The organism is Rhizobium anhuiense bv. trifolii (genome assembly GCF_024346605.1).
Lineage (GTDB): Bacteria > Pseudomonadota > Alphaproteobacteria > Rhizobiales > Rhizobiaceae > Rhizobium > Rhizobium anhuiense.
Window position 1 is genome coordinate 1,351,177 of the sequence record NZ_CP098801.1, and the last position, 21,262, is coordinate 1,372,438.

Genomic DNA, 21,262 nt, shown 5'->3' on the forward strand with positions numbered 1-21,262 from the left:
AGAGACGGGACGATGAAGCGCGAGAAAATGGCACCGCCTCTGGCCGTTGTCGTCATGGGCGTCAGCGGCTGCGGCAAATCCTCGGTCGGAGAACGCATTGCTGCCCAAAACGGCATGGCGTTTCTAGAGGGCGACCAGCTCCACCCGCCTCAAAACGTCGAGAAGATGGCGCAGGGCATACCGCTGACCGACGACGACCGCCTGCCCTGGCTCGACCGGATCGGCGCGGAAATCAGCACCGCGCTGGACGCATCGCAAGGATTGGTGATTTCCTGTTCGGCGTTGAAGAGAAGCTATCGGGACAGGTTGCGGCAGGCGGCGGGCGGGCGCCTGGCCTTTGTTTTCCTGGAGGGGTCCCGCGATCTGCTGCTGTCGCGGATGCAGGCGCGTCAAGGCCACTTCATGCCGGCGTCCCTCCTCGACAGCCAGTTGCAGACGCTGGAGCCGCCGGCCGGTGAGCCTGGTGTGGTGACGGTGGCGATCGATAATGCCTTGGATGATATTGTAGCGCTGGCTTGCAAGGGATTGAGCGGCATGGCCGTCAAGGGAGGAGATTAGCATGCAGGATGATCACAGGGCAGATGTCGCCGTCATCGGCGCCGGCATCATGGGAACGGCAATCGTCAGCCGATTGATCGAAACCGGGCACAAGGTCTCGGTCTTCGACCTGGACGCCGAAAAAGTCGCGGCTTTGCAGGCCAAGGGTGCCTATGCGGCAGGCTCCGTGGAGGATGCGGTCTCACGGTCGGCGTTTTGTGTGCTCAGCCTCAATCACGCAAATATCGTCCGGGCCGTCGTCTTCGGCGAAAAAGGTGTTTCGGCGGCTGCCAATGCCGACAAGGTGCTGATCGACATGTCCTCGATCGACCCGGCCGAAACGGCCGACATGGCGACACGGTTGCGCCGGGAAACCGGCATGGCATGGGTGGATTGCCCATTGTCCGGCGGCGTGCCGGGTGCGCTGAGCGGACGCCTGACGATCATGGCCGGCGGCAGCCCCGAGGATTTCGAGCGGGCGCGCGTGGTGATGCGGCATCTTGCCGCCAATTACACGCTGATGGGCGCATCGGGCGCCGGGCAGACCACGAAGCTGATCAATCAGCTGTTTTGCGCCGTTCTGTTCCAGGCCGTCGCCGAGGCGGTCAAGCTCGCTGAAGCCGGCGGCGTCGATCCGGCTGCCATTCCGGCAGCCCTTGCCGGCGGCAGGGCGGATAGTCGCATATTGCAGGAATTCATGGCGAAATTCGCCGCCCGGGATTTCTCGCCAACAGGCAGGATAGACAATATGTTGAAGGACTTGGATTCGCTTCAGGCCTTTGCGCTGAAGACGAAGACGCCATTGCCGATGACCGGCGCGGTGGTCGAGATCCACCGCCTGCTCTGCTCTGCCGGCCTCGGGCCGAAGGACTCGGCCGAGATGATGCGGCTTCTCGACGGATTTCAGGCCGGCTGACGTCAATTCCTCGAGAAATTCGCGATCGTCATCTTTCCGCTTGACCATCCGTAAATGTTATCGATAACATACAGTCAATGACAACTGCAGCTTTGGGAGGAGCCACAGTGGAAGCCAAGAGACTGCTGGAGTTCCAGTCGATCACCAAGAGCTTCGGCGGCACGCAGGCGCTGCGGGACGTCTCGATCGACCTGCGCGAGGGCGAAATCCTCGCGCTGCTGGGAGAAAACGGCGCCGGCAAATCGACGCTCATCAAGACACTTGCCGGCATCTACAAGCCTGATAGCGGCGACATCCTGTTTCGCGGCCAGAGCTATCATCACCGCCCTCCGAAGCCGAACGAGCGGCAGCCGGTTGCCTTCATCCACCAGGATCTCGGTCTGATCGAGTGGATGACGGTCGGCGAGAACATGGGCCTGTCGCAGGGCTTCTCGATGCGTCGCGGCCTGATCGATTGGAACAGGACGCAGGCGCGTGCCAAGGAAGCCTTGAAACTGGTCGGCTGCGATTTTGATCCCACCACGCGGGTCTCGGCGCTGTCGCGCACCGAAAAATCGCTTGTCGCCATTGCCCGTGCGCTTGCCGTCGAAGCCGACGTTCTGGTGCTCGACGAGCCGACGGCGAGCCTTCCCGCCGATGAAGTCGATCGGCTGTTCAATGCGATCCGCCCGCTGAAGGACCGCGGCGTCGGCATGATCTACGTCTCCCACAGGCTCGACGAGATTTTCCGCATCGCCGATCGGGTCGCCGTTCTGCGCGACGGCTGTATGGTGGGACAGAAGCCCGTCAGCCAGACGACACCCGACGACCTGGTGACGATGATCATCGGCCGCAGCGGCGACAGCCTCTTTTCCAAGACGGAGATCAGGCCCGGCAAGGCAATCGTCGAGGTTCGCGATCTCGTTTGCGCCGGCACGAGCCCGATATCCTTCGATATAAGAGAGGGCGAGCTTCTGGGCCTTGCTGGATTGCGTGGCGCCGGGCAGGAAAGGATCGGCCGCGCGCTGTTCGGTTGCGAGCCCTTCAACGGCTCGGTTCTGCTGCATGGCGAGGCCCCGGACCTTTCGAGCCCGCTGCGGGCCATGGCGTCGGGCATCGGCTTGATTGCCCGTGACCGGACGGAGGAATCCGTGGCGCTGTCGCTTTCCATTCGGGAAAATACCTATCTCAATCCGGGCGCCGTCGGACGTGGGCTTTTGTCCTTCCTGTCGCCGCGCGGCGAAGCCGATCTTGCCCATAAGATCGGCCATTCCGTCGGCCTGCGGCCGAACGACCCGGATTTGCCGGTGGAGGCCCTGTCGGGCGGCAACCAGCAGAAGGTGGTCGTCGGCCGCTGGCTGGCGACCGGCCGCAAGCTGCTGATTGCCGAAGATCCGACCGCCGGCGTCGACATCGGCGCGCGTGCGGAGATCTACCGTCTGATCACGCAGGCACTCGAGGCCGGTCTCGCGGTTGTCGTGGTGTCGACGGATTTCGAGGAAATCGCCCATATCTGCCACCGCGCGCTGGTCTTCTCGCGCGGCAAAATCGTCAGTGAACTGATTGGAAGCGCCCTGACGACGGAGGCGGTCATCACAGCCGCATCCGCATCGGAAGCCGCTTGAGCCATCGGGAGAACAGCCATGCAATCCATTGAATCCACGGCGTTGGAGCCGACCAAGAGCGAAATGGCCGGCCTGTCCACAGGCCAGAAGATCGGACGCCTGATCCCGGTTTACGGGCTGGTGATCCTGACCGTCGGCCTGATCGTGATCTTCTCGATCCTGCTGCCCGATACGTTCCCGACCGTGTTGAACATCCGCTCGATCGTTTCCGACAAGGCAATCATTGCGCTTCTGTCGCTCGCCGCGATGATCCCGATGGCGTCGGGCCGCATCGATCTCACCGTCGGTTATGGCATCGTGCTCTGGCACATTCTCGCCATCAGCCTGCAGACGGCCTACGGCCTGCCCTGGCCGGTCGCAGTCCTCATCGTTCTCGCACTCGGCGTCTTCACCGGCTTCATAAACGGCCTGCTGGTGGAGGTCGCGAAGATCGACAGCTTCATCGCGACGCTCGGCACAGGAACGGTTCTTTACGCGCTTGCCCTCTGGCACACCGGTGGGCGACAGGTGGTCGGCGTCCTGCCGGAAGGTTTCTATGCGCTGAACGGCACCATGCTGTTCGGCCTGCCGATCACCGGCTTCTACGTGCTGCTGATCGCCATCTGCATGTGGATCGTGCTCGAATACCTGCCGATCGGCCGGTATCTCTACGCCATCGGCGCCAATCCGAAGGCCGCCGCCCTCAATGGCATTCCGGTCCGCAAATTCGTGATCGGCGCCTTCGTCACCTCGGGGCTGCTGGCGGCCCTGACCGGGGTCCTGCTCGCCTCGAAGCTGCGGATCGGCCAGGCAAGCGTCGGCCTCGAATATCTGCTGCCGGCGCTTGTTGGCGCATTTCTCGGATCGACGACGATCAAGCCCGGACGGGTGAACGTCTGGGGCACCTTGATCGGCGTCATCATCCTGGCGGTCGGAATTTCCGGAATTCAGCAATTCGGCGGATCGTTCTTCGTCGAACCGCTGTTCAACGGCGTCACCCTGCTGATTGCCATCGGCATAGCAGGTTACGCCCAGCGCAAACGCGGAGCTGTGAGGAGGATCACACCCGCATCCAAATGAGGATGCCGGCTCATCCCGGCATTTCACAACAAACAAAATGGAGGAGTGAACATGAAGCGCAGAATGTTATTGCAGGCAACGGTCGCAACCGTCGCCGTTATGCTGAGCATCCCGGCATTGGCCGATTCCATGGCCGACGCCAAGGCCGTGGTCGACAAGTATGCTTCCAAGGTAAGCGCCTGGGATGGCCCGACGAGCGGCCCCAAGGGCGCGACCGGAAAGAACATCGTCATTCTTGCCGCCGATATGAAGAACGGCGGCATCCTCGGCGTGGTCAATGGCGTTCAGGAAGCGGCAGGCGCGCTGGGCTGGACGGTGAAGGCGCTCGACGGCGCCGGTTCGATCGGCGGGCGGACCGCCGCCTTCGGCCAGGCCATGGCGCTGAAGCCGGATGGTATCATCATCAACGGCTTCGACGCGGTCGAGCAGAAGCCGGCGATGGAAGCGGCCAAGGCTGCCGGCATTCCGATGGTTTCCTGGCATGCGGCGTCGGCTGTCGGTCCGGTTCCCGAAGTCGGTGTCTTCGCAAACGTCACCACCGATGCGATGGAAGTGTCGAAGTCCGCGGCGGATTGGGCCTTTGCCGATGCCGGCGGCAAGCCCGGCGTCATCATCTTCACCGACTCCACCTATGCGATCGCGATCGCCAAGGCCGATCGCATGAAGAAGGAGATCGAGGATCTCGGCGGCACGGTGCTCGAATATGTCGACACGCCGATTGCCGAAACCTCTCAGCGCATGCCGCAGCTCACCACCTCGCTTCTGCAGAAATATGGCGCGAAGTGGACGCATTCCCTGGCGATCAACGACCTCTACTACGACTTCATGGGACCTTCGCTCGCCTCAGCCGGTATTGCAGGCGACGGAAAACCGGTGAACGTCGCCGCCGGCGACGGTTCGGAGAGCGCCTATCAGCGGATCCGCGCCAAGCAGTTTCAGGCCGTCACGGTCGCCGAGCCGCTCAACCTTCAGGGCTGGCAACTCGTCGACGAATTGAACCGCGCCTTTGCCGGCGCTCCCTGGTCGGGCTACGTCTCGCCGCTGCATGTGGTAACGAGCGCAAACGTCGAGTTTGACGGCGGACCGAAGAACAGCTTCGATCCCGACAACGGTTACCGCGATCAATACAAGAAAATCTGGGGCAAATAAGCCTTTCAGTCAGGGCGTATCGACCGATACGCCCTGATATTCCGACAACACACCACCATCGATCCAGCTCCGGCGAGTTTTGGAAAAGAGACCCTATGATCATTCGTTATGCTTTGTTTGAAGGCGAAATCCATCCCGGCAGAGAAGCGGAATTCCGCGCATTCGTGCGGCAGCGGCTCGTCCCTCTCTGGACGAAGTTTCCGGGCGCCGAGGAAATCCGGGTACTGGACGGAATGGAACGAGACGAAGGCGCCCCGATCTATGCCATGGCGCTCGCCATTCGTTATCCCGATATGGATGCGGTGAAGGCGGCACTGCTTTCCGGTGTGCGGTCCGAGAGCCGCGAAGTCACCGGCGAACTCCTGCAACTCTTCACCGGCAAGGTGCATCACCACGTATTCTCGGCCAACGAATACGCACCGGCCTGACATCAGGCGAGTTTGACGTCGACGCCGGTTCGGGCGAAGGTCGATTACTCCGGCCGTCGCCTGCTCTTATCAACAGAAGAGACCTATTAAGCGCCGCGGACGATGTCCCAGGCGCTTTTTTTACGCCTGCTCACCCCGATCATCCTGCGAAGGTGCCGGATGCGATCGTTCCGGATGCTCGACTTTTGGGGACAATTTTCCACCAGCGACGCTTTTATTAAACTAAATAGTCTACCGATTTAGTAGATTATCCGCCATTTTACCGTGCATCGTTCCTGCAAACAACAATCCGAAACGGGAAGATCGACGATGACATTGGCAAAGACATTCAAAATTGCGTTGTTCAGTCTGCTTGGTCTCAGTGCCGTTCATGGTCCGGCGGCGGCCCAGGCAGATGCCCCCCTGCTTGCCAAAGTGCCGCCAGGCACGGTGCTGACGATCGGCGATCCGGTCACCCAGAAAGCTCTCGAAGTGTCCGGCCTCGACAAAGAGCTCAGTTTTGAAGTGAAATGGGCCAATATCAGCGGCGGGCCGCAGACGTCGGAAGCTTTTCGCGCCCATGCGCTTGATGTCGGATCGGTGGCCGAGATCCCCTCGATCTTCGCCAACTGGAACAACCTGCCCGTCCGCAATATCGCCTATCGCGAACGTCGTGACCCAATCGCCAATCCCATCTACCGCTTCGGTATCGCACCCGGCGCAGCCGTCAAGACGCTGGCCGATTTCCGCGGCAAACGCATCGCCTTCAGCCCGGGCCAGGCCCAGGGCACGCTCGTCCTTCGGGCGCTGCATGCGGCAGGTCTGAAGAGCAGCGACGTCACCCTGGTGGAACTGCCGAGCACCGGCGACGTCTATCCGAAGGCATTGGCGAGCAAGCAAGTCGATATCGCGCCGCTCGGCGGTGTCTATATCAGGCGGTACATCAGCCAATATGGATCGGACGGAGCGACCCTCGTGGAGCATGGCCTGCGGGACGATCCGAGCCATCTTTATGCGCCGCAATGGGTTCTCGATGATCCCGCCAAGGCGGCAGCTCTCTCCGAATATGTTGGCCTGTGGGCACGCGCCACCGAATGGGTGAACCGCAATCCGGACCTCTGGATCAAGGAATATTATGTCGGTCAGCAGGGCCTCAGCCAGGAGGATGGGGAATTTCTCGTCAAGCTGACCGGCGAACAGATCGTTCCCGCCGATTGGAGCGAAGTGAAGAAGCGCCACCAGGAAACCATCAACCTGCTGGCGGACGAGCTCGGCTACCAATCTTTCGATGTGGAAACGATTTTCGACAACCGTTTCGAAAAGCTCGGTGCCGCGGCTCTCGCCAAGAGCCAGTAACGTTCGACGTCCCTTCGGAGAGGAGACCTGAAGCATGGCAACCACTTGGGATGCAGATGAGGCGAAACTATCCCTGACATCAGGCGGGAGAGTTGCGCATCGAGTTTCACGAACGGCAAGGCCGGCCGGCTCGACTGGCTCCGCCGGCCCTCGCGCCCGTCGTAGGCTGGGTCCAGGACCCGCAATCCCTTTCGGGCTGCAGATCGGGCCGGCATTGCTTGTCCTGACCTGGGTCGTCGGCTCGGCGCTCGGATGGATCGACCCGCGCATCCTGTCGGCGCCGTGGACGGTCATCGAGGCTTTCGCAAGGCTGATAGAGCAGGGCCGCCTGCAGGACAATTTCGTGACGTCGGCGACGCGCGCCCTGCTCGGCCTGAGCATCGGATTGCTGATCGGTACGCTCCTGGCGGTTGTCGCCGGCCTGTCCCGGATCGGCGAAGCCCTGATCGATGGTCCGGTCCAGATCAAACGCGCGATACCGACGCTGGCCCTGATCCCCTTGCTGATCCTGTGGTTCGGCATCGGCGAGGGCATGAAGGTCACCACCATCGTGCTTGCCGTCATCGTGCCGATTTACATCCACACCCATAATGCGCTCCGCAGCATCGACAGCCGTTATGTCGAACTGGCCGAGACGCTGCGCATGAGCCAGAAGGACTTCATCCTTCAGGTGGTGCTGCCGGGCGCCTTGCCGGGTTTCCTCTTAGGCCTGCGGTTTGCCGTTACCCTCTGCTGGGTCTCTCTCGTCGTGGTCGAGCAGATCAACGCCACCAGCGGGCTCGGCTACATGATCGATCTTGCCCGCAATTACGGGCAGACCGACGTCATTCTCGTCGGCCTGGTGGTCTATGTGCTGCTGGGTCTCATTTCGGACGGTCTCGTCCGTCTGCTCGAACGGAGGGTCCTCTCATGGCGCCGCACCCTGGCAAACTGAAGCCCGCGACCAAGGCCGTCCACGTGCGGAACCTCGTACGCCGGTTTGCGAAAAAGACCATCCTTGACGGCGTCGATCTCGACATCGAGGAAGGCGAATTCGTCGCCCTGCTCGGCCGAAGCGGCTCCGGCAAAAGCACGTTTTTGAGGGCTCTTGCCGGTCTCGATCACGATGTCGAGGGCACCGGCACCCTCGAGACGCCGGAAAGCCTTTCGGTGGTTTTCCAGGATGCCCGCCTGCTGCCGTGGCGCAGCGTGATCCAAAACGTCACGCTCGGCCTGGCCGGCACCACCGGTCAGGAAGCCGGAAGGAAGGCTTTGGCGGAAGTGGGACTTGAAGGGCGGGAAACGGCGTGGCCGAACCAGCTTTCGGGCGGCGAGCAGCAGAGGGTCGCCCTTGCCCGTTCGCTGGTGCGGGAGCCGGCCCTACTTCTCGCCGATGAGCCGTTCGGCGCGCTCGACGCGCTGACCCGGCTGAAGATGCACGATCTGCTGCGGGAATTGTGTGCAAGGCACCGTCCTGCGGTGCTGCTCGTCACCCACGATGTCGACGAGGCGATTTCGCTGGCCGACCGGATACTGGTCCTCGACGAAGGCCGTCTCATCGAGGATCTCAAGATCGATCTGCCGACGCCGCGCGATCATGGCGATCCGCGCTTTGCACAATTCCGCGCCCACCTCCTCAGCCGGCTCGGGGTCGACCTCCCGGGCCGCAAGGCTGCCTGAAACGGGCAGCAGCTCAATTTGATCTGGAGATAAGCCAATGAGCACATCGAAACGGCAAATGCGGCTTGGCGCGTTCATCATGGCGACCGGCCATCATATCGCCGCCTGGCGCCATCCGGAGGCGCAGGCCGATGCCGGCCTCAATATCGATCACTACCGGGAGCTCGCCCAAACCGCCGAGCGCGGCAAGTTCGATCTCGTCTTCGTCGCCGATAGTCCTGCGGGATGGGACCGCGCCAAGGACCCGGAAGCGCTTCGTCGCACCGCCCAGGGCGCGCATTTCGAGCCCCTGACCCTCTGGGCCGCCCTCTCGCAGGTCACCAAGCATATCGGCTTCGTCGCGACCGCATCGACGACCTATGAGGATCCCTATCTTCTCGCCCGCAGGTTTGCGTCGCTGGACTACATCTCCAAGGGCCGTGCGGCCTGGAACGTCGTCACGACGGGCGCGGATGTTTCGAAGAATTTTTCGATCGCCGGCCATCCCGCCCATGCCGATCGTTATGAGCGGGCCGAGGAATTCGTCGACCTGGTGAAGGGCCTGTGGGATTCCTATGAAGACGACGCCTTCATCCGCGATAAGGAGAGCGGCGTCTATCTCGATCCCGACAAGGTGCATCTCGTCGATCACAAGGGCAAGTTCTTCTCGGTGGCCGGTCCGCTCAACGTCGGCCGTCCGGTTCAGGGCTATCCTGTCATCGTGCAGGCCGGCGCATCCGAACCGGGACGCGAGCTTGCCGCCCGCACGGCCGAGATGATCTTTACCGCCAACCAGACTCTCGAGGATGCGCAGGAATTCTACTCCGACGTCAAAGGCCGGCTCGCCCGCTACGGCCGCCGGCCGGACGAACTGCTGATCAGTCCCGGGATATTCCCCGTTCTCGGCGGCACGGAAGCCGAAGCCCAGGCGAATTACGACTATATCCAATCCCTGGTTCATCCCTCCATTGCCTGGAATATCCTCGCCCGCCACTACAGGGGCGTCGATCTTTCCGGCTACTCGCTTGACGACCCCGCCCCGCCCCTGCCCGATAATACCGAACTTAACAAAAGCCGCCTCAAGCTGGTTTCCGACCTGGTGTCGCGCAACAATCTGACACTGCGCCAGTTCTATCTGGCGGTCGCCACCGCTCGCGGCCACCGGACGGTTGTCGGAACACCCGAGCAGATCGCCGATGCGATGCAGACATGGTTCGAGAACGGAGCCGCCGACGCCTTCAACATCATGCCGCCGGTGCTGCCCACGGCGCTGACCGATTTCGTCGATCAGGTCGTCCCCATCCTGCGCAAGCGCGGCCTGTTCCGGCACGAATATGAAGGCACGACGCTGCGGGAGAACCTCGGCCTCCAGCGCCCGCCGAATGGCTTCGCACTTCAGGTGCAGCAGCAAAAGGCGCAGGCCGCCGTATGATCTCCCGGGGGCTTCCCGGTTTCCGTGTTCCGATCACCGACAGAACTGCAGCATCGCATGAGCAATCATTCCGAATTTCTCTGGTATATTCCCAACGACGTCAGACCCGGTCATCGCGGCGATTCCGCCGTCGAGAACCACAACAGCCTGGATACGCTGACCAGCCATGCGCGGGCGCTCGAAGAGCATGGCTGGAAGGGGGCGCTCATTGGCACCGGTTGGGGCCGCCCCGACACGTTCACCGTCGCGGCCTCGCTCGCCGCACGGACCACCACCTTCGAACCGCTCATCGCGATCCGCCCTGGCTATTGGCGACCGGCGAATTTCGCATCCGCGGCGGCGACACTGGACCACCTCACAGGCGGCCGCGTGCGGATCAACATTGTGTCGGGCAAGGACAACTTAGCCGCCTACGGCGACAGCGAGGGCGATCAGGCGCATCGTTATAGCAGGACCAGGGAGTTCATGCGTCTGGTCCGCCGATTGTGGACGGAAGAAAACGTCACCTCGGCGGGCGAGCACTTCCGGGTCGCCGAATCCACCGTCGCGCCACGTATAGAGGTTCGTGGCGACCGTCGGCACCCCAAGTTCTATTTCGGCGGCGCCTCGGAGGCGGCCGAGCGGGTGGCCGCGGCCGAGGCCGATGTCCAGCTTTTCTGGGGTGAGCCGTTGGATGGTGTCCGCGAGCGGATCGACCGGCTCAAGGCGCTGAGCCGGGAGCTGGGCCGCGACCTCCCGCCGCTGGAATTCGGCCTGCGGATCACTACGCTGGTCCGCGACACCACGGAACAGGCCTGGGCCGACGCCGAGGCGAAGGTCGCCGAGATGGCGAGAAACAAAGGTACCGGCTGGCACGATCACCAGCGTGTGCTCGCCGTCGGCCAGCAGCGGCTTCTCGAGCTGCATGAGCGCGGCGACGTGCTCGACGACAACCTCTATACGGCGCCGGGCAAGTTCGGCGGCGGCGGTGCCGGCACCACCTGGCTGGTCGGCTCGGCGGCGGATGTCGCCCGCTCGCTGCGCAAATACCAGGATCTCGGCATCACCCACTTCGTGCTGTCCGACACGCCCTATCTCTCCGAGATCAGGCGGCAGGGCGATCAGCTCCTGCCGCTGCTACGCGGCTGAGGCAGAAGCAGGAATTCCTCGCCGCCCATGCGGATTGCCAGGCTACCTTCCCTCCCGGCATCGCCCAGCAAGCCGGCAACGTGGCGCAGAACGATATCGCCGATGGAATGAAAAGATGTCGTTGATGCTTTTGAAATGGTCGATGTCGACCGATAACAGGGCGGCATGGGTCAGGCTGGAACCGACCCAGTCCGAGTGCGGCATTCCCAATCCAGGCGCACGGCGCTGTCGAGCAGTTCCCGCCAGCTCGCTGCCGGGTTCTCGTCATGCTTTGACTCGGAAGAAGCCCGGCGTGCCACCTCCGCCCCATTTCTTTCCACGCCGCATCGTCCATGAGAACCTCTAACAATTCTCAAAGTGTTGGGCTTAACAACCGGCGAACTCCGCTGATCGGCATCGACTCGCTGTCCTAATACAACCGGAAAGACTCGTAATTATTGTTGGTCATTCGCCGAGATCGTCGCTCGAATCGGGCGCAAGAAAAGTGCTACGGTCTAATCTTACAACATAAGATCTGTGCAAATTCTGCCGGACAACTTATCATATTCTCTTGATGCGGGCATATGCCCAGCGAATGCGCAAATTTCCGCGAAAATATACGAAAAGCGCTGCAGAATGGCGCCCTGTCGGCTCCGTTTACACTCTATAAAATATATTCGCCTAAATTTTTTGATGTCGGAGCGACGGTCTCAGGATCGTCACCTATGCCATGATGGCGCACCAGGCCCCGAAATCTCGCATAATATCGACGTTGTTACTTTGACACACCGCCTCGCATCTTGGGCGCGATGGCTCCGCGCACTCACAGGGTAAACGCGCAAGGGCATGCAAATGGCATCGTTCCGGCGCGCAAACGCGCCTTTCGGCGCATTCGGGGACAGATCGAGGGCCTCGCATTTGAACGAGATATCACGCGCGACCCTGGCGACCAGACACGTTTCAACAAACCTCGCCCACACGATGGAGAGTGCGAATGAAGAGCATTAAGAGTTTCGGGATCGCGGTGCGTCTCACCCTTGGCTTCAGTTTCCTGGTTCTGCTGATGGCCGGCCTGACCATCTATTCGGCGGTCAAGGTCGCTGAGATCAACGACAATCTTGAAACGATCAACGACGTCAACAGCGTCAAGCAGCGCTTTGCCATCAACTACCGCGGCAGCGTGCACGATCGGGCGATCGCGATCCGTGACGTCACTCTGGTGACCTCTGCCGATGAGCGGAAGACTGCCGAGGCATTGATCGAAAAGCTGGCCGCGTCTTACGCCGAGAATGAAAAGCGCATGGCGGAGATGGTTGCATCGCCGGCAGGTGCGACGGAACAGGAAAAGACCATTCTCAGCGAAATCGCCGACATCCAGGCGAAGACCAATCCGCTGGTCGCCCAGATCATTGCGCTGCAGGAGAAGGGCGACGGCGAGGCAGCCCGCAAGATCCTGCTCGAACAGGCGAGGCCGGCCTTCGTTGCCTGGCTTGGCGCCATCAACAAATTCATCGACTATCAGGAAGCGCTGAACAAATCGATCGGCGGCGAGGTTCGCAGCGCGGCGAGCGGCTTCAAGCCGATAGCGATGACTGCGCTCGGCATTGCGGCTGTTCTGTCCATCATTGCCGCTGCCATCACCGCACGCACGATCGTCGGCCCGCTGGCAAAACTTCAGCTTTCGCTGAAGGCTATGGCCGAGGGCAATCTCGACGGCGACCGTCGCCTCGAAGCGCGTGGCGACGAGATCGGCAGGCTCGCACGGGCCGTGGCCGGCTTGCGCGACGCCATTTCGGCAAAGGCCGAACGGGAAGCCGATGCGGAAGCCAAGAGGTCGGTAGCGGAACGGCACCGGCTCGAGCAGGATGCCGGCGAACGCCGCACCCTGGCCGAGCAGACGGACCAGGCTGTCGGCCGGCTGGGCACCGCATTGCAGGCGCTGGCCGACGGTGACCTCACGCAGCAGATCGACACGCCGTTCATTCCGTCTCTGGAAAAGCTCAGAGCCGACTTCAATTCCGCGGTCGAAAAGCTCCGCGCCGCCATGCAGAAGGTTGCCCAGAACGCCAGCGCCATCGCCGGCGGCGCGCAGGAGATCCGCTCCGCCTCGGATGATCTCGCCAAGCGGACCGAACAGCAGGCTGCATCCGTCGAGGAAACGGCGGCTGCGCTGGAGGAGATCACCACCACCGTCGCCGACTCGAGCAACCGGGCTCAGGAAGCCGGCCAGCTCGTTCGTAAGACGAAGGAAAATGCGGAACGCTCGGGCAGCGTCGTTCGCGATGCGGTCGACGCCATGGGCAAGATCGAATCCTCCGCCACCGAAATCGGCAGCATCATCGGCGTCATCGATGAAATCGCCTTCCAGACGAACCTGCTGGCGCTGAATGCCGGCGTCGAAGCGGCGCGCGCCGGCGAAGCAGGCAAGGGCTTTGCCGTCGTCGCCCAGGAAGTGCGCGAGTTGGCGCAGCGTTCGGCCAAGGCGGCCAAGGAAATCAAGGAACTGATCAACGCGTCGAATGGCCATGTGAAAAGCGGTGTCGCCCTGGTTGGCGAGACCGGAAAAGCCCTGCAGGAAATTGCAGTGCAGGTACAGCAGGTCGACGGCAATGTCGTGGCGATCGTCGGCGCTTCGCAGGAGCAGGCGACGGGGTTGAAGGAGATCAATGCCGCCGTCAACAAGATGGATCAGGGCACCCAGCAGAACGCCGCCATGGTGGAAGAAGCGACAGCCGCCGCCCATAGCCTCGCCAAGGAAGCCGACGCGCTGTTCCAGTTGCTGGGCCAGTTCAACATCGGCGGAGCGGTGGCACCAAAGCGCATATCGCAGCCCGCCGCCGTGGCACAGCATGCTCAACCGGTGGCCTCGCCGGCGCGCCAGATGATTGCCAAGGTGGGCAAGTCGCTCCAGGCGAATGGCAATGCGGCGCTGGCCGGCGATTGGGAAGAGTTTTAAGTCGAGCTGATCCCCCTCCAGCTTGTGCTGGAAAGCAAATGGTTACGAAGGGCAGCGTTTGCTGCCCTTCGTATTTTCATCCTAGGCCCGAGCCGGAACCTTGGCCGGAAGCAGGGCGTTGACCACGACCGCAACACCGATGTTTGCCGCAAGCGCCAGCAGTCCCGTGTAGACGGTGAAGGGTTCGCCGCCGAGGCTGATCAGGTGCAGAGGTTTCCAACCGGCATCCCAGACGAGGAAGGTGCCGCCGCAGAAGCCGACGAACCAGCCGGCAAGCAGGCCGGGTGCGCGGAACCAGTTGGTATAGAGACCGAACACCAGGGCCGGAAGTGTCTGCAGGATCCAGATGCCGCCGAGCAGCTGCAGGTCGAGGGCGAATTGCGTCGGCAGGAAGATGATGACGAGAAGCGCGCCGACCTTCACCACCAGCGACGTCACCTTGGCGACCTTGGCCTCACCCGCATCGCTGACTTTGGGATCGACATAGGCTTTCCAGAAATTGCGGGTGAAGAGATTGGCGGCGCCGATGCTCATCACCGCTGCCGGCACCAGCGCGCCGATGGCGATCGCCGCAAAGGCGAAGCCGGAGAACCAGCCCGAAAACAGCGTCTTGAACAGCGTGGGAACGACGTCATTGGCGCTGTCGAGCTTCAGGTTGGCGGCGTGGCCCATATAGCCGAGCAGCGCCAGAAGGCCGAGCAGCAGCGTATAGGCGGGCAGCATGATCGCATTCTTGCGGATCGTCTTGCCGCTGTTGGAGGCAAAGATGCCCGTCAGCGTATGCGGATACATGAAAGCCGCGAGCGCCGAACCCAAAGCGAGCGTGGCATAGGCGACATACTGGTTGCCGCCGAGCAGCAGGCTGCCGGAACCCTTGGCCTGGAAGGCCGCGTCAGCCGAGGCAAAGACATTGGCGTAGCCTCCGAGCTTCGACGGGATCAATGCGACGGCTGCGATCACGACGATATAGATCATGATGTCCTTGACGAAGGCGATCAGAGCCGGCGCGCGCAGACCCGCTGAATAGGTGTAGAGCGCCAGCACGATGAAGGCGATCGCCAGCGGCAGTTCGCCATGCAGCCCGAGTGCCTTCAGCACCGCCGTCATGCCGACGAGCTGCAGGGCGATGTAGGGCATGGTGGCGATGACGCCGGTTGCCGCCACCGCGAGTTCGAGACTGCGCGATCCGTATTGACCGTGAACGACGTCGGCCGCCGTCACATAACCGAAATCCTTGGCGCGTTTCCACAAAACCGGCATGACCATGAAGACGAAGGGATAGACGACGATGGTATAGGGCAGCGCGAAGAAGCCGTAGGCGCCGACGGTATAGACCAGCGCCGGGACGGCGATCACGGTGTAGGCGGTATAGAAATCACCGCCGACGAGGAACCAGGTGATCCAGGTGCCGAAGTTGCGTCCGCCAAGGCCCCATTCATCGATATGGGCGAGTGTCTCCGGCTTGCGCCAGCGGCTGGCGACGAAGCCCATGACGGTGACGAGCGCGAAAAAGAAGATGAAGACGGCAAGCGCCGTGCCGTTGATGTCAGTCGTCATGGCGGGTGCTCCGATAGGCGATCCAGGTCAGCGTCGCGGTGATCGGCACCCAGAGAAGCTGATACCAGTAGAAGAACGGAAAGCCGAAAAGAGCCGGCTCGCGGAGATTGTAGAATGGCGGCCAGAGCAGACCTATAAACGGAATGACAAGCAGCCAGAGCGCTGCCTTGCTACGTGGTTTTTCCATGTCGGGATCCCTTTCAGGCGCCGCGGGCGGCGGTCGCCATGTTCCAGTTGTCGGCGTGGAAGGCAGGTCTGTCAGCCGGCGGCCGCGGCAGGCCCGGTTCGGGTCGCTTGCGGTTTTCCGGTCGATCGGAAGCTGATGTAACGCATGTGAATTCCTCCCAACGGCTCGCACTCGGCCAGCCGTGAGGGGAGTCCTAGGACGCTGGTTTCATCCCCACAAGATGGGTGCAAGGGTGAAATGCCGGGGCCTACCCAGAAGTGGGTAGGCGCGAATTCACGTCGACTTTTGCAACGATGCCGTGGTCGAGCGCATAGCGGATGAGGCCCGCCGTGGTTGCGATGCCGAGCTTTTTCTTGAGATTCTTGCGATGGGTTTCCGCCGTGGCGGAGCTTATCCCGAGCGCCTCGGCGATCTCCCGGTTGCTCCTGCCGGCAACGATCAGCCCGAGAATGTCGCGTTCGCGCGGTGTCAGGGGATCGCTCCCCTCCTCCACCCGCTCGCCCATCAGCGCGTCGAAGACGCCGGAGGAGAAATAGGTGCCACCGCCTGCGACGGTCTCGATGGCCGAGACGATCTCGTCGGTAGAAACGTCCTTCAGGATATAGCCGGCTGCGCCATGCATGACCGAGGAGGAAATATATTCGCGGCTGTCATGCATGGAGAGCATCACCACCCGCGCCTGGGGCAGTTCGTTCCGGAACAATTCGATCGCATCGATGCCGCTCAGCTTCGGCATGTTGATGTCCATCAGCACGACCTGCGGCAGAACCTGCCGGCCGATGTCGAGCCCCGTTTGTGCGAGCCCCGCCGTGCCGGCGACTTCGATATGGTCGAATGTTTCGAGCACTGCCTTCAACCCGTCCAGCACCAGCGGGTGGTTGTCGATCAACAGCACCCTGATTTTCAGGCGTTCCGTCATGCGGCTTCCGCCTGCCGATCGGCGGGACGATTGGCCGATTTCGGCAGCATCGCCGTCAGCGTCGTGCCGGTCTCGCTGCTGTTGATCAGCAACAGACCGCGGAAGTGGGCCATCCGTTCCTGCATGTTGCGCAGGCCAAGACCCGATCTGCCGGATAAGTCGCCCCTGGCGCCGTCGAAGCCGGTGCCGTTGTCGGTGACGGTCATGCGGGCGCGGCCGCCGTCGCTCCAGAGCTTGACCGAGAGTTTGGAGGCGCCCGAGTGGCGTTCGACATTGTTGAAGGCTTCCTGGGCGACGCGATAGAGCGCGGTGCTCGCCTCGGCCTTCAGCGTGTCGGTGAAGCCCGAAGCATCGATCTTCGTCTCGATCCCCGTCCGCTCGGCGAAATGATAACACAGCGCCTCTAACGCCGCCGTCAGGCCGAGATCGTCGAGCACACGCGGCCGCAGATCGTGCGACAGCCGCCTGATCTCCTTGATGGCGCCGTTCAGCGCCTCGACGCCGCGGTCGATGGTAAGAGCGGCATCGTCGACATTGGTCCTGACCTTGCGGCCGGCAAGGTCCATCGCATAGCGCACGCCGACGAGATTCTGGGAAATGCCGTCATGCAGCTCGCGCGCAAGCCGCGCGCGCTCTTCTTCCTGGGTGTCGATGACCCGCTGCGTCAGCGCCTTGAGCCGGCTGTCGGCCATGCGGCGCTCGTGGAAAGTCAGCAGCATGCAGGTGGTGAAAACGACGAGCACCGAAGGCACGGCGATCAGCGCGACGATGATGAAGGTCCGTCTGATGTTGGCGCGCATGTCGGCATTGGCGGCGGCACTCTGGGCAAAGACATCGTCGAGGTAAACGCCGGTGCCGACCACCCAGTGCCACTTGTCGAGACTGACGACGAAGGAGAGCTTGTCGGCGATCTGTCCGGTCGATGGTTTCTGCCATTTGTACTGATGCAGGCCGCCGCCCGCTTTTGCCGTGGCGATCAGTTCGGCAATGACCTTGTCGCCATCCGGATCGGTCAGGTCGAGCCAATTGTGCCCGTGCCGGAACGTCTGGCGCGGATGGACGATATTGTTGCCGTCATAGTCGTAGACGAAGAAATATCCGTCCTTGCCGTAGTCGAGCGAGGTCAGAATCGCCGCCACCTGCTGCTTGGCAGCCTCGTCGTCGGCGCCGGCCTTGTCGTAGATCGTCTGGATGGCGGACAGGGCAAGGTTGGTCAGATTGAGGATTTCGGCTTCCTTGGTCTTCAGCATGTTCTGCTCGAACGTATCGATGCTGTTCTTGGCGAGGTTTGCCGATTGCCATGTGATGAAGGTGGTGATCGCAAGGATCGAAATGACGAGCGGGACGATCGCCAATGCGATGATCTGGTGTCGTAGCGTCAACGATCATTCCTCCCGAGAATGTGTGCCCGGAATTATGCCCTTTGCCGAATGCGAGTCCAGCGGCTTGTCCGCGCGGCCGCGCCAGCGCTATTCCAGCGGCACGAACAGACCGAGCTTGACGTCGCGCAGCACGACATTCGTGTGCATGCGGCGGATCTGCGGATTGTCTGCCATGATCAGCGCAGCGATATCGTCATAATGTTCGACGTCGCGGGCGGTGACGATCGCGATCAGATCGACCGCGCCCGTGACGTAATAGACCTGCTGTATGTGATCCTGCTTCTCCGCCCACAGGCGGAACTTCGCCAGCGCGTCGTAATTGTCCCGCTCGATCTCCATCCCGACGATGAACACCATCGCCGTTCCCGTCGCCTTGCGGTCGACGACGGCCACCTCCGCCTTGATGATCCCCTCCTCGCGCAGCCGCTTCAACCGTCTTTGCACGGCCGAGACCGACAGCCCGATCCGTTCGGCGATCGTTTCGGCTTTCAGCTGGCAGTCGCGCTGAACGATATCGAGAACGTTCAAAACGATCCAGTTGTTCCATTGTTCAGTCCAATTCTCGCTGCGGCACTTCGCGGTTTCTGCCGCATTCGCCGCGTGAGGAAGATTATTTTGCACAAATTATGCAGAAGAGACAAAAATTGCGCGAAAAAACCGCGTTATTTTATCATTATCCTTCGCAAATCCAGTCCAGCCGGAACCATGCATGTCGGATCAACCCTTTCCTGCTCTTCGCGTCGAAGATCTTCATAAAAGCTTCGGCTCGCAAGAGGTTCTCAAGGGTATTTCGGCGCAAGCCCACAAGTCTGATGTGATTTCGATCATCGGCTCGTCGGGCTCCGGCAAGAGCACCTTTCTCCGATGCATTAATTTCCTGGAAACGCCGGATCGTGGCCGCATCGCCGTGAACGGCGAGGAGATCGCGCTGAAGATGGGGCGGGACGGCCGGCTGCAGCCGCGCAGCTGGCGGCAGATCGAACGGCTCCGGACCGGGCTCGGAATGGTCTTCCAGAGCTTCAATCTCTGGGCTCATCGGACGGTGCTGGAAAACGTCATCGAGGCGCCGGTGCACGTGATGGGCATTTCCCGGCGCGAGGCCGTCGAAAAAGCCGAGGCCCTGCTCCACAAGGTCGGGCTCTTCGACAAGCGTCACGCCTATCCGGCTTTCCTCTCGGGCGGCCAGCAGCAGCGCGCGGCGATTGCCAGAGCCCTCTGCGTCGATCCCGATGTCATGCTGTTCGACGAACCGACATCGGCGCTTGATCCGGAGCTGGTCGGCGAGGTCCTGAAAGTCATCCGCGATCTCGCGGAAGAAGGCCGGACCATGCTGATCGTCACGCATGAAATGCGCTTTGCCCGCGATGTCTCGAGCCGTGTTCTCTTCCTGCATCAAGGACGGATCGAGGAGGAAGGTCCGCCGGAGCAGATATTCGGGGCGCCGGTCAGCGCCCGCTGCCGGGAATTCACCGGTCTCAGCGCCCACTGATGCCGACCGCTCTCTCATCGACAACACAAACCAGGAGAATCCTGCGAATGAAACTGCTCCCCACGCTTTTCGCCGGCGCGGCACTCGTGCTTTCCGCCGTCACCGCACAGGCCGAAGTCCGCTTCGGCGTCATGAACGAATCCTATCCGCCCTTCTTCGCCAAGGACGCGTCGGGCCAATGGCAGGGATGGGAAATCGACCTGATGAATGCCGTCTGCGAAGAGATGAAGGAGAAATGCTCGATCGTCGACATTTCCTGGGACGGTCTCATTCCGGCGCTCCAGAGCAAGAAGTTCGACGTGATCTGGTCGTCGATGTCGAACACCGCGGAACGCTCGAAGGTGATCGACTTCACCGACAAATATTACAACACGCCAAGCACCCTGATCGGTCCCAAGGACCAGAAGCCGGGCGCCACCGCCGAGGACGTGAAGGGCAAGACCATCGGCATCCAGGTGTCGACGATCCAGTCGGAATATTACAAGAAGTATTTCGCCGGCGCTGCCGAGGAAAAGACCTACCAGACGCTCGACGAGGCTTTTCAGGACCTCGCCTCCGGCCGTATCGACTATGTCTTCGGCGATTCACTGGCGCTTGACGCTTTCCTGAAAAGCGATGGCGGCAAGGATTGCTGCGCAAAGGCGGGCGACGTCGCCGACGACAAGGAGATCCTCGGCGCCGGCGTTTCGGGCGGCCTGCGCAAGGAAGACACGGAGCTGAAGGCCAAGCTGAACGCGGCCATCGCTGCAGTCCGTGCCAACGGCCAGTATGACGCCATCACCAAGAAATACTTCGATTTCGACATCTACGGCGCGAAGTAAGCAATCCCGATAATGGCGACCGCGCAACAAGGTATTCTGGACCTGCTGTCTCCCTATCCTCCGGGATGGGGCGGCGTTCTCTTGGCAGGTGCGGTCTCCACGGTCGCCATCTCGGCTTGCGCTTTCGCGATCGGCCTCCTGCTCGGCACGGGCGGCGCGCTGGGGAAGCTTTCGGGCAATCGCCTGCTCCGCCTGCTGCTCGATCTCTATACCACGCTGATCCGCGCCGTTCCCGAACTGATCCTGATCGTCGGGCTCTATTATGCCGGCACCGACGGCCTCAACCGGCTGCTCGCCGTGTTCGACCTGCCGCCGGTCAATGTGAATGGTTTCGTCGCGGCCGTTGCGGTGCTGGGCTTCGTGCAGGGCGCCTACATGACGGAGGTGCTGCGCGGCGCGATCCTCGCCATTCCCGTCGGCCAGATCGAAGCTGCCAAGGCCTTCGGCATGGGGCCGGTGCTGCGGTTTCGCCGCGTCCTGCTGCCGGCGCTCTTGCCGAACGCCCTGCCGGGTCTTGCCAATCTGTGGATGTCGGTCACCAAGGACAGCGCGCTGGTCGCCGTCGTCGGCTATCAGGAATTGGCGCTCGCCACCCGTCTTGCCGGGGCAAGCACAAAACACTACTTCGTCTTTTTCCTTGCTTCGGCCCTTCTCTACCTCGCTATCACGCTCGTTTCCAACCTCGTCTTCAAACTGATCGAGGGGCGGGTACGGCGGGGGCAGCCGCGCCTTGCCTGAAGAAAGCG

20 protein-coding genes and 1 pseudogene are annotated in these 21,262 nt (G+C 61.9%); 15 read left to right on the plus strand and 6 right to left on the minus strand.

What is annotated here, in order from left to right:
• The first annotated feature begins 12 nt into the window (after window positions 1-12).
• The 11 genes from NE851_RS06485 to NE851_RS06535 all read left to right on the plus strand — a co-directional run bounded on the left by NE851_RS06485 (window position 13) and on the right by NE851_RS06535 (window position 11,226).
• A complete protein-coding gene (locus tag NE851_RS06485; RefSeq protein ID WP_127429892.1) occupies window positions 13-558 on the plus strand; it encodes a gluconokinase in 546 nt (181 codons plus the stop codon).
• Window position 559: 1 nt separating this feature from the next.
• Window positions 560-1,453 carry an NAD(P)-dependent oxidoreductase gene (locus tag NE851_RS06490; protein ID WP_097542533.1) on the plus strand — a complete coding sequence of 298 codons (894 nt, stop codon included), beginning with the start codon at window positions 560-562 and terminating at the stop codon, window positions 1,451-1,453.
• A 107-nt stretch (window positions 1,454-1,560) separates the two neighbouring features.
• Window positions 1,561-3,057: a sugar ABC transporter ATP-binding protein gene (locus NE851_RS06495; RefSeq protein WP_097542532.1), complete on the plus strand. Its 1,497-nt coding sequence runs from the start codon at window positions 1,561-1,563 to the stop codon at window positions 3,055-3,057.
• Between the two features lie 18 nt (window positions 3,058-3,075).
• The gene (locus NE851_RS06500; protein ID WP_028757289.1) at window positions 3,076-4,116 is read left to right on the plus strand and encodes an ABC transporter permease; all 1,041 of its coding nucleotides are present in this window, start codon (window positions 3,076-3,078) and stop codon (window positions 4,114-4,116) included.
• Window positions 4,117-4,167: 51 nt separating this feature from the next.
• Window positions 4,168-5,265 carry an ABC transporter substrate-binding protein gene (locus NE851_RS06505; RefSeq protein WP_047612187.1) on the plus strand — a complete coding sequence of 366 codons (1,098 nt, stop codon included), beginning with the start codon at window positions 4,168-4,170 and terminating at the stop codon, window positions 5,263-5,265.
• Window positions 5,266-5,360: 95 nt separating this feature from the next.
• On the plus strand, window positions 5,361-5,693 hold the full coding sequence (locus NE851_RS06510; protein ID WP_097542531.1) for a hypothetical protein: 333 nt from the start codon (window positions 5,361-5,363) through the stop codon (window positions 5,691-5,693).
• Between the two features lie 309 nt (window positions 5,694-6,002).
• Window positions 6,003-7,028: an ABC transporter substrate-binding protein gene (locus tag NE851_RS06515; RefSeq protein ID WP_028757166.1), complete on the plus strand. Its 1,026-nt coding sequence runs from the start codon at window positions 6,003-6,005 to the stop codon at window positions 7,026-7,028.
• A gap of 34 nt (window positions 7,029-7,062) precedes the next feature.
• On the plus strand, window positions 7,063-7,962 hold the full coding sequence (locus NE851_RS06520) for an ABC transporter permease (RefSeq protein ID WP_028757167.1): 900 nt from the start codon (window positions 7,063-7,065) through the stop codon (window positions 7,960-7,962).
• A complete protein-coding gene (locus NE851_RS06525) occupies window positions 7,938-8,687 on the plus strand; it encodes an ABC transporter ATP-binding protein (protein WP_028757168.1) in 750 nt (249 codons plus the stop codon). Before NE851_RS06520 ends, NE851_RS06525 begins: the two co-directional genes overlap by 25 nt.
• Window positions 8,688-8,724: 37 nt before the next feature.
• The gene (locus tag NE851_RS06530; protein WP_028757169.1) at window positions 8,725-10,098 is read left to right on the plus strand and encodes an LLM class flavin-dependent oxidoreductase; all 1,374 of its coding nucleotides are present in this window, start codon (window positions 8,725-8,727) and stop codon (window positions 10,096-10,098) included.
• 57 nt (window positions 10,099-10,155) lie between these two features.
• Window positions 10,156-11,226 carry an LLM class flavin-dependent oxidoreductase gene (locus NE851_RS06535; protein ID WP_028757170.1) on the plus strand — a complete coding sequence of 357 codons (1,071 nt, stop codon included), beginning with the start codon at window positions 10,156-10,158 and terminating at the stop codon, window positions 11,224-11,226.
• On the opposite strand, the gene NE851_RS06540 is transcribed toward NE851_RS06535, so the two are convergent.
• Window positions 11,199-11,393, minus strand: coding sequence for a diguanylate cyclase domain-containing protein (locus tag NE851_RS06540; protein ID WP_245433202.1), 195 nt, complete (start codon window positions 11,391-11,393; stop codon window positions 11,199-11,201). The genes NE851_RS06535 and NE851_RS06540 overlap by 28 nt on opposite strands.
• Before the next feature lie 806 nt (window positions 11,394-12,199).
• On the opposite strand from NE851_RS06540, the gene NE851_RS06545 reads away from it, so the two are divergent.
• Window positions 12,200-14,161, plus strand: coding sequence for a HAMP domain-containing methyl-accepting chemotaxis protein (locus NE851_RS06545; RefSeq protein ID WP_028757171.1), 1,962 nt, complete (start codon window positions 12,200-12,202; stop codon window positions 14,159-14,161).
• An 81-nt stretch (window positions 14,162-14,242) separates the two neighbouring features.
• Here the strand turns inward: NE851_RS06545 and mctP are convergent, their stop codons facing one another.
• The 5 genes and pseudogenes from mctP to NE851_RS06570 all read right to left on the minus strand — a co-directional run bounded on the left by mctP (window position 14,243) and on the right by NE851_RS06570 (window position 18,753).
• A complete protein-coding gene (gene mctP / locus NE851_RS06550) occupies window positions 14,243-15,718 on the minus strand; it encodes a monocarboxylate uptake permease MctP (protein WP_028756205.1) in 1,476 nt (491 codons plus the stop codon).
• Window positions 15,708-15,905 (minus strand): DUF3311 domain-containing protein, encoded by a 198-nt coding sequence (locus NE851_RS06555; RefSeq protein ID WP_028756206.1) that lies wholly within the window; start codon window positions 15,903-15,905, stop codon window positions 15,708-15,710. Before NE851_RS06555 ends, mctP begins: the two co-directional genes overlap by 11 nt.
• Window positions 15,906-16,152: 247 nt before the next feature.
• Window positions 16,153-16,824, minus strand: a complete 672-nt coding sequence (gene mctR / locus NE851_RS06560) for a two-component system response regulator MctR (protein WP_028756207.1) — start codon at window positions 16,822-16,824, stop codon at window positions 16,153-16,155.
• Window positions 16,821-18,206, minus strand: coding sequence for a two-component system sensor histidine kinase MctS (gene mctS / locus NE851_RS06565; RefSeq protein WP_028756208.1), 1,386 nt, complete (start codon window positions 18,204-18,206; stop codon window positions 16,821-16,823). Before mctS ends, mctR begins: the two co-directional genes overlap by 4 nt.
• A gap of 87 nt (window positions 18,207-18,293) precedes the next feature.
• A pseudogene (locus tag NE851_RS06570) lies at window positions 18,294-18,753 on the minus strand (Lrp/AsnC family transcriptional regulator).
• 162 nt (window positions 18,754-18,915) lie between these two features.
• Between NE851_RS06570 and NE851_RS06575 the strand changes: the two are divergent.
• From NE851_RS06575 to NE851_RS06585, 3 genes are read left to right on the plus strand one after another with little or no spacing between them, the layout of a single operon-like run.
• Entirely contained in the window at window positions 18,916-19,695 is a 780-nt protein-coding gene (locus NE851_RS06575; RefSeq protein ID WP_028756209.1) for an ABC transporter ATP-binding protein, read from the plus strand.
• 47 nt (window positions 19,696-19,742) lie between these two features.
• Window positions 19,743-20,516 (plus strand): transporter substrate-binding domain-containing protein, encoded by a 774-nt coding sequence (locus NE851_RS06580; RefSeq protein ID WP_028756210.1) that lies wholly within the window; start codon window positions 19,743-19,745, stop codon window positions 20,514-20,516.
• Between the two features lie 12 nt (window positions 20,517-20,528).
• Window positions 20,529-21,254: an ABC transporter permease gene (locus tag NE851_RS06585; RefSeq protein WP_028756211.1), complete on the plus strand. Its 726-nt coding sequence runs from the start codon at window positions 20,529-20,531 to the stop codon at window positions 21,252-21,254.
• The last annotated feature ends 8 nt before the right edge of the window (window positions 21,255-21,262 follow it).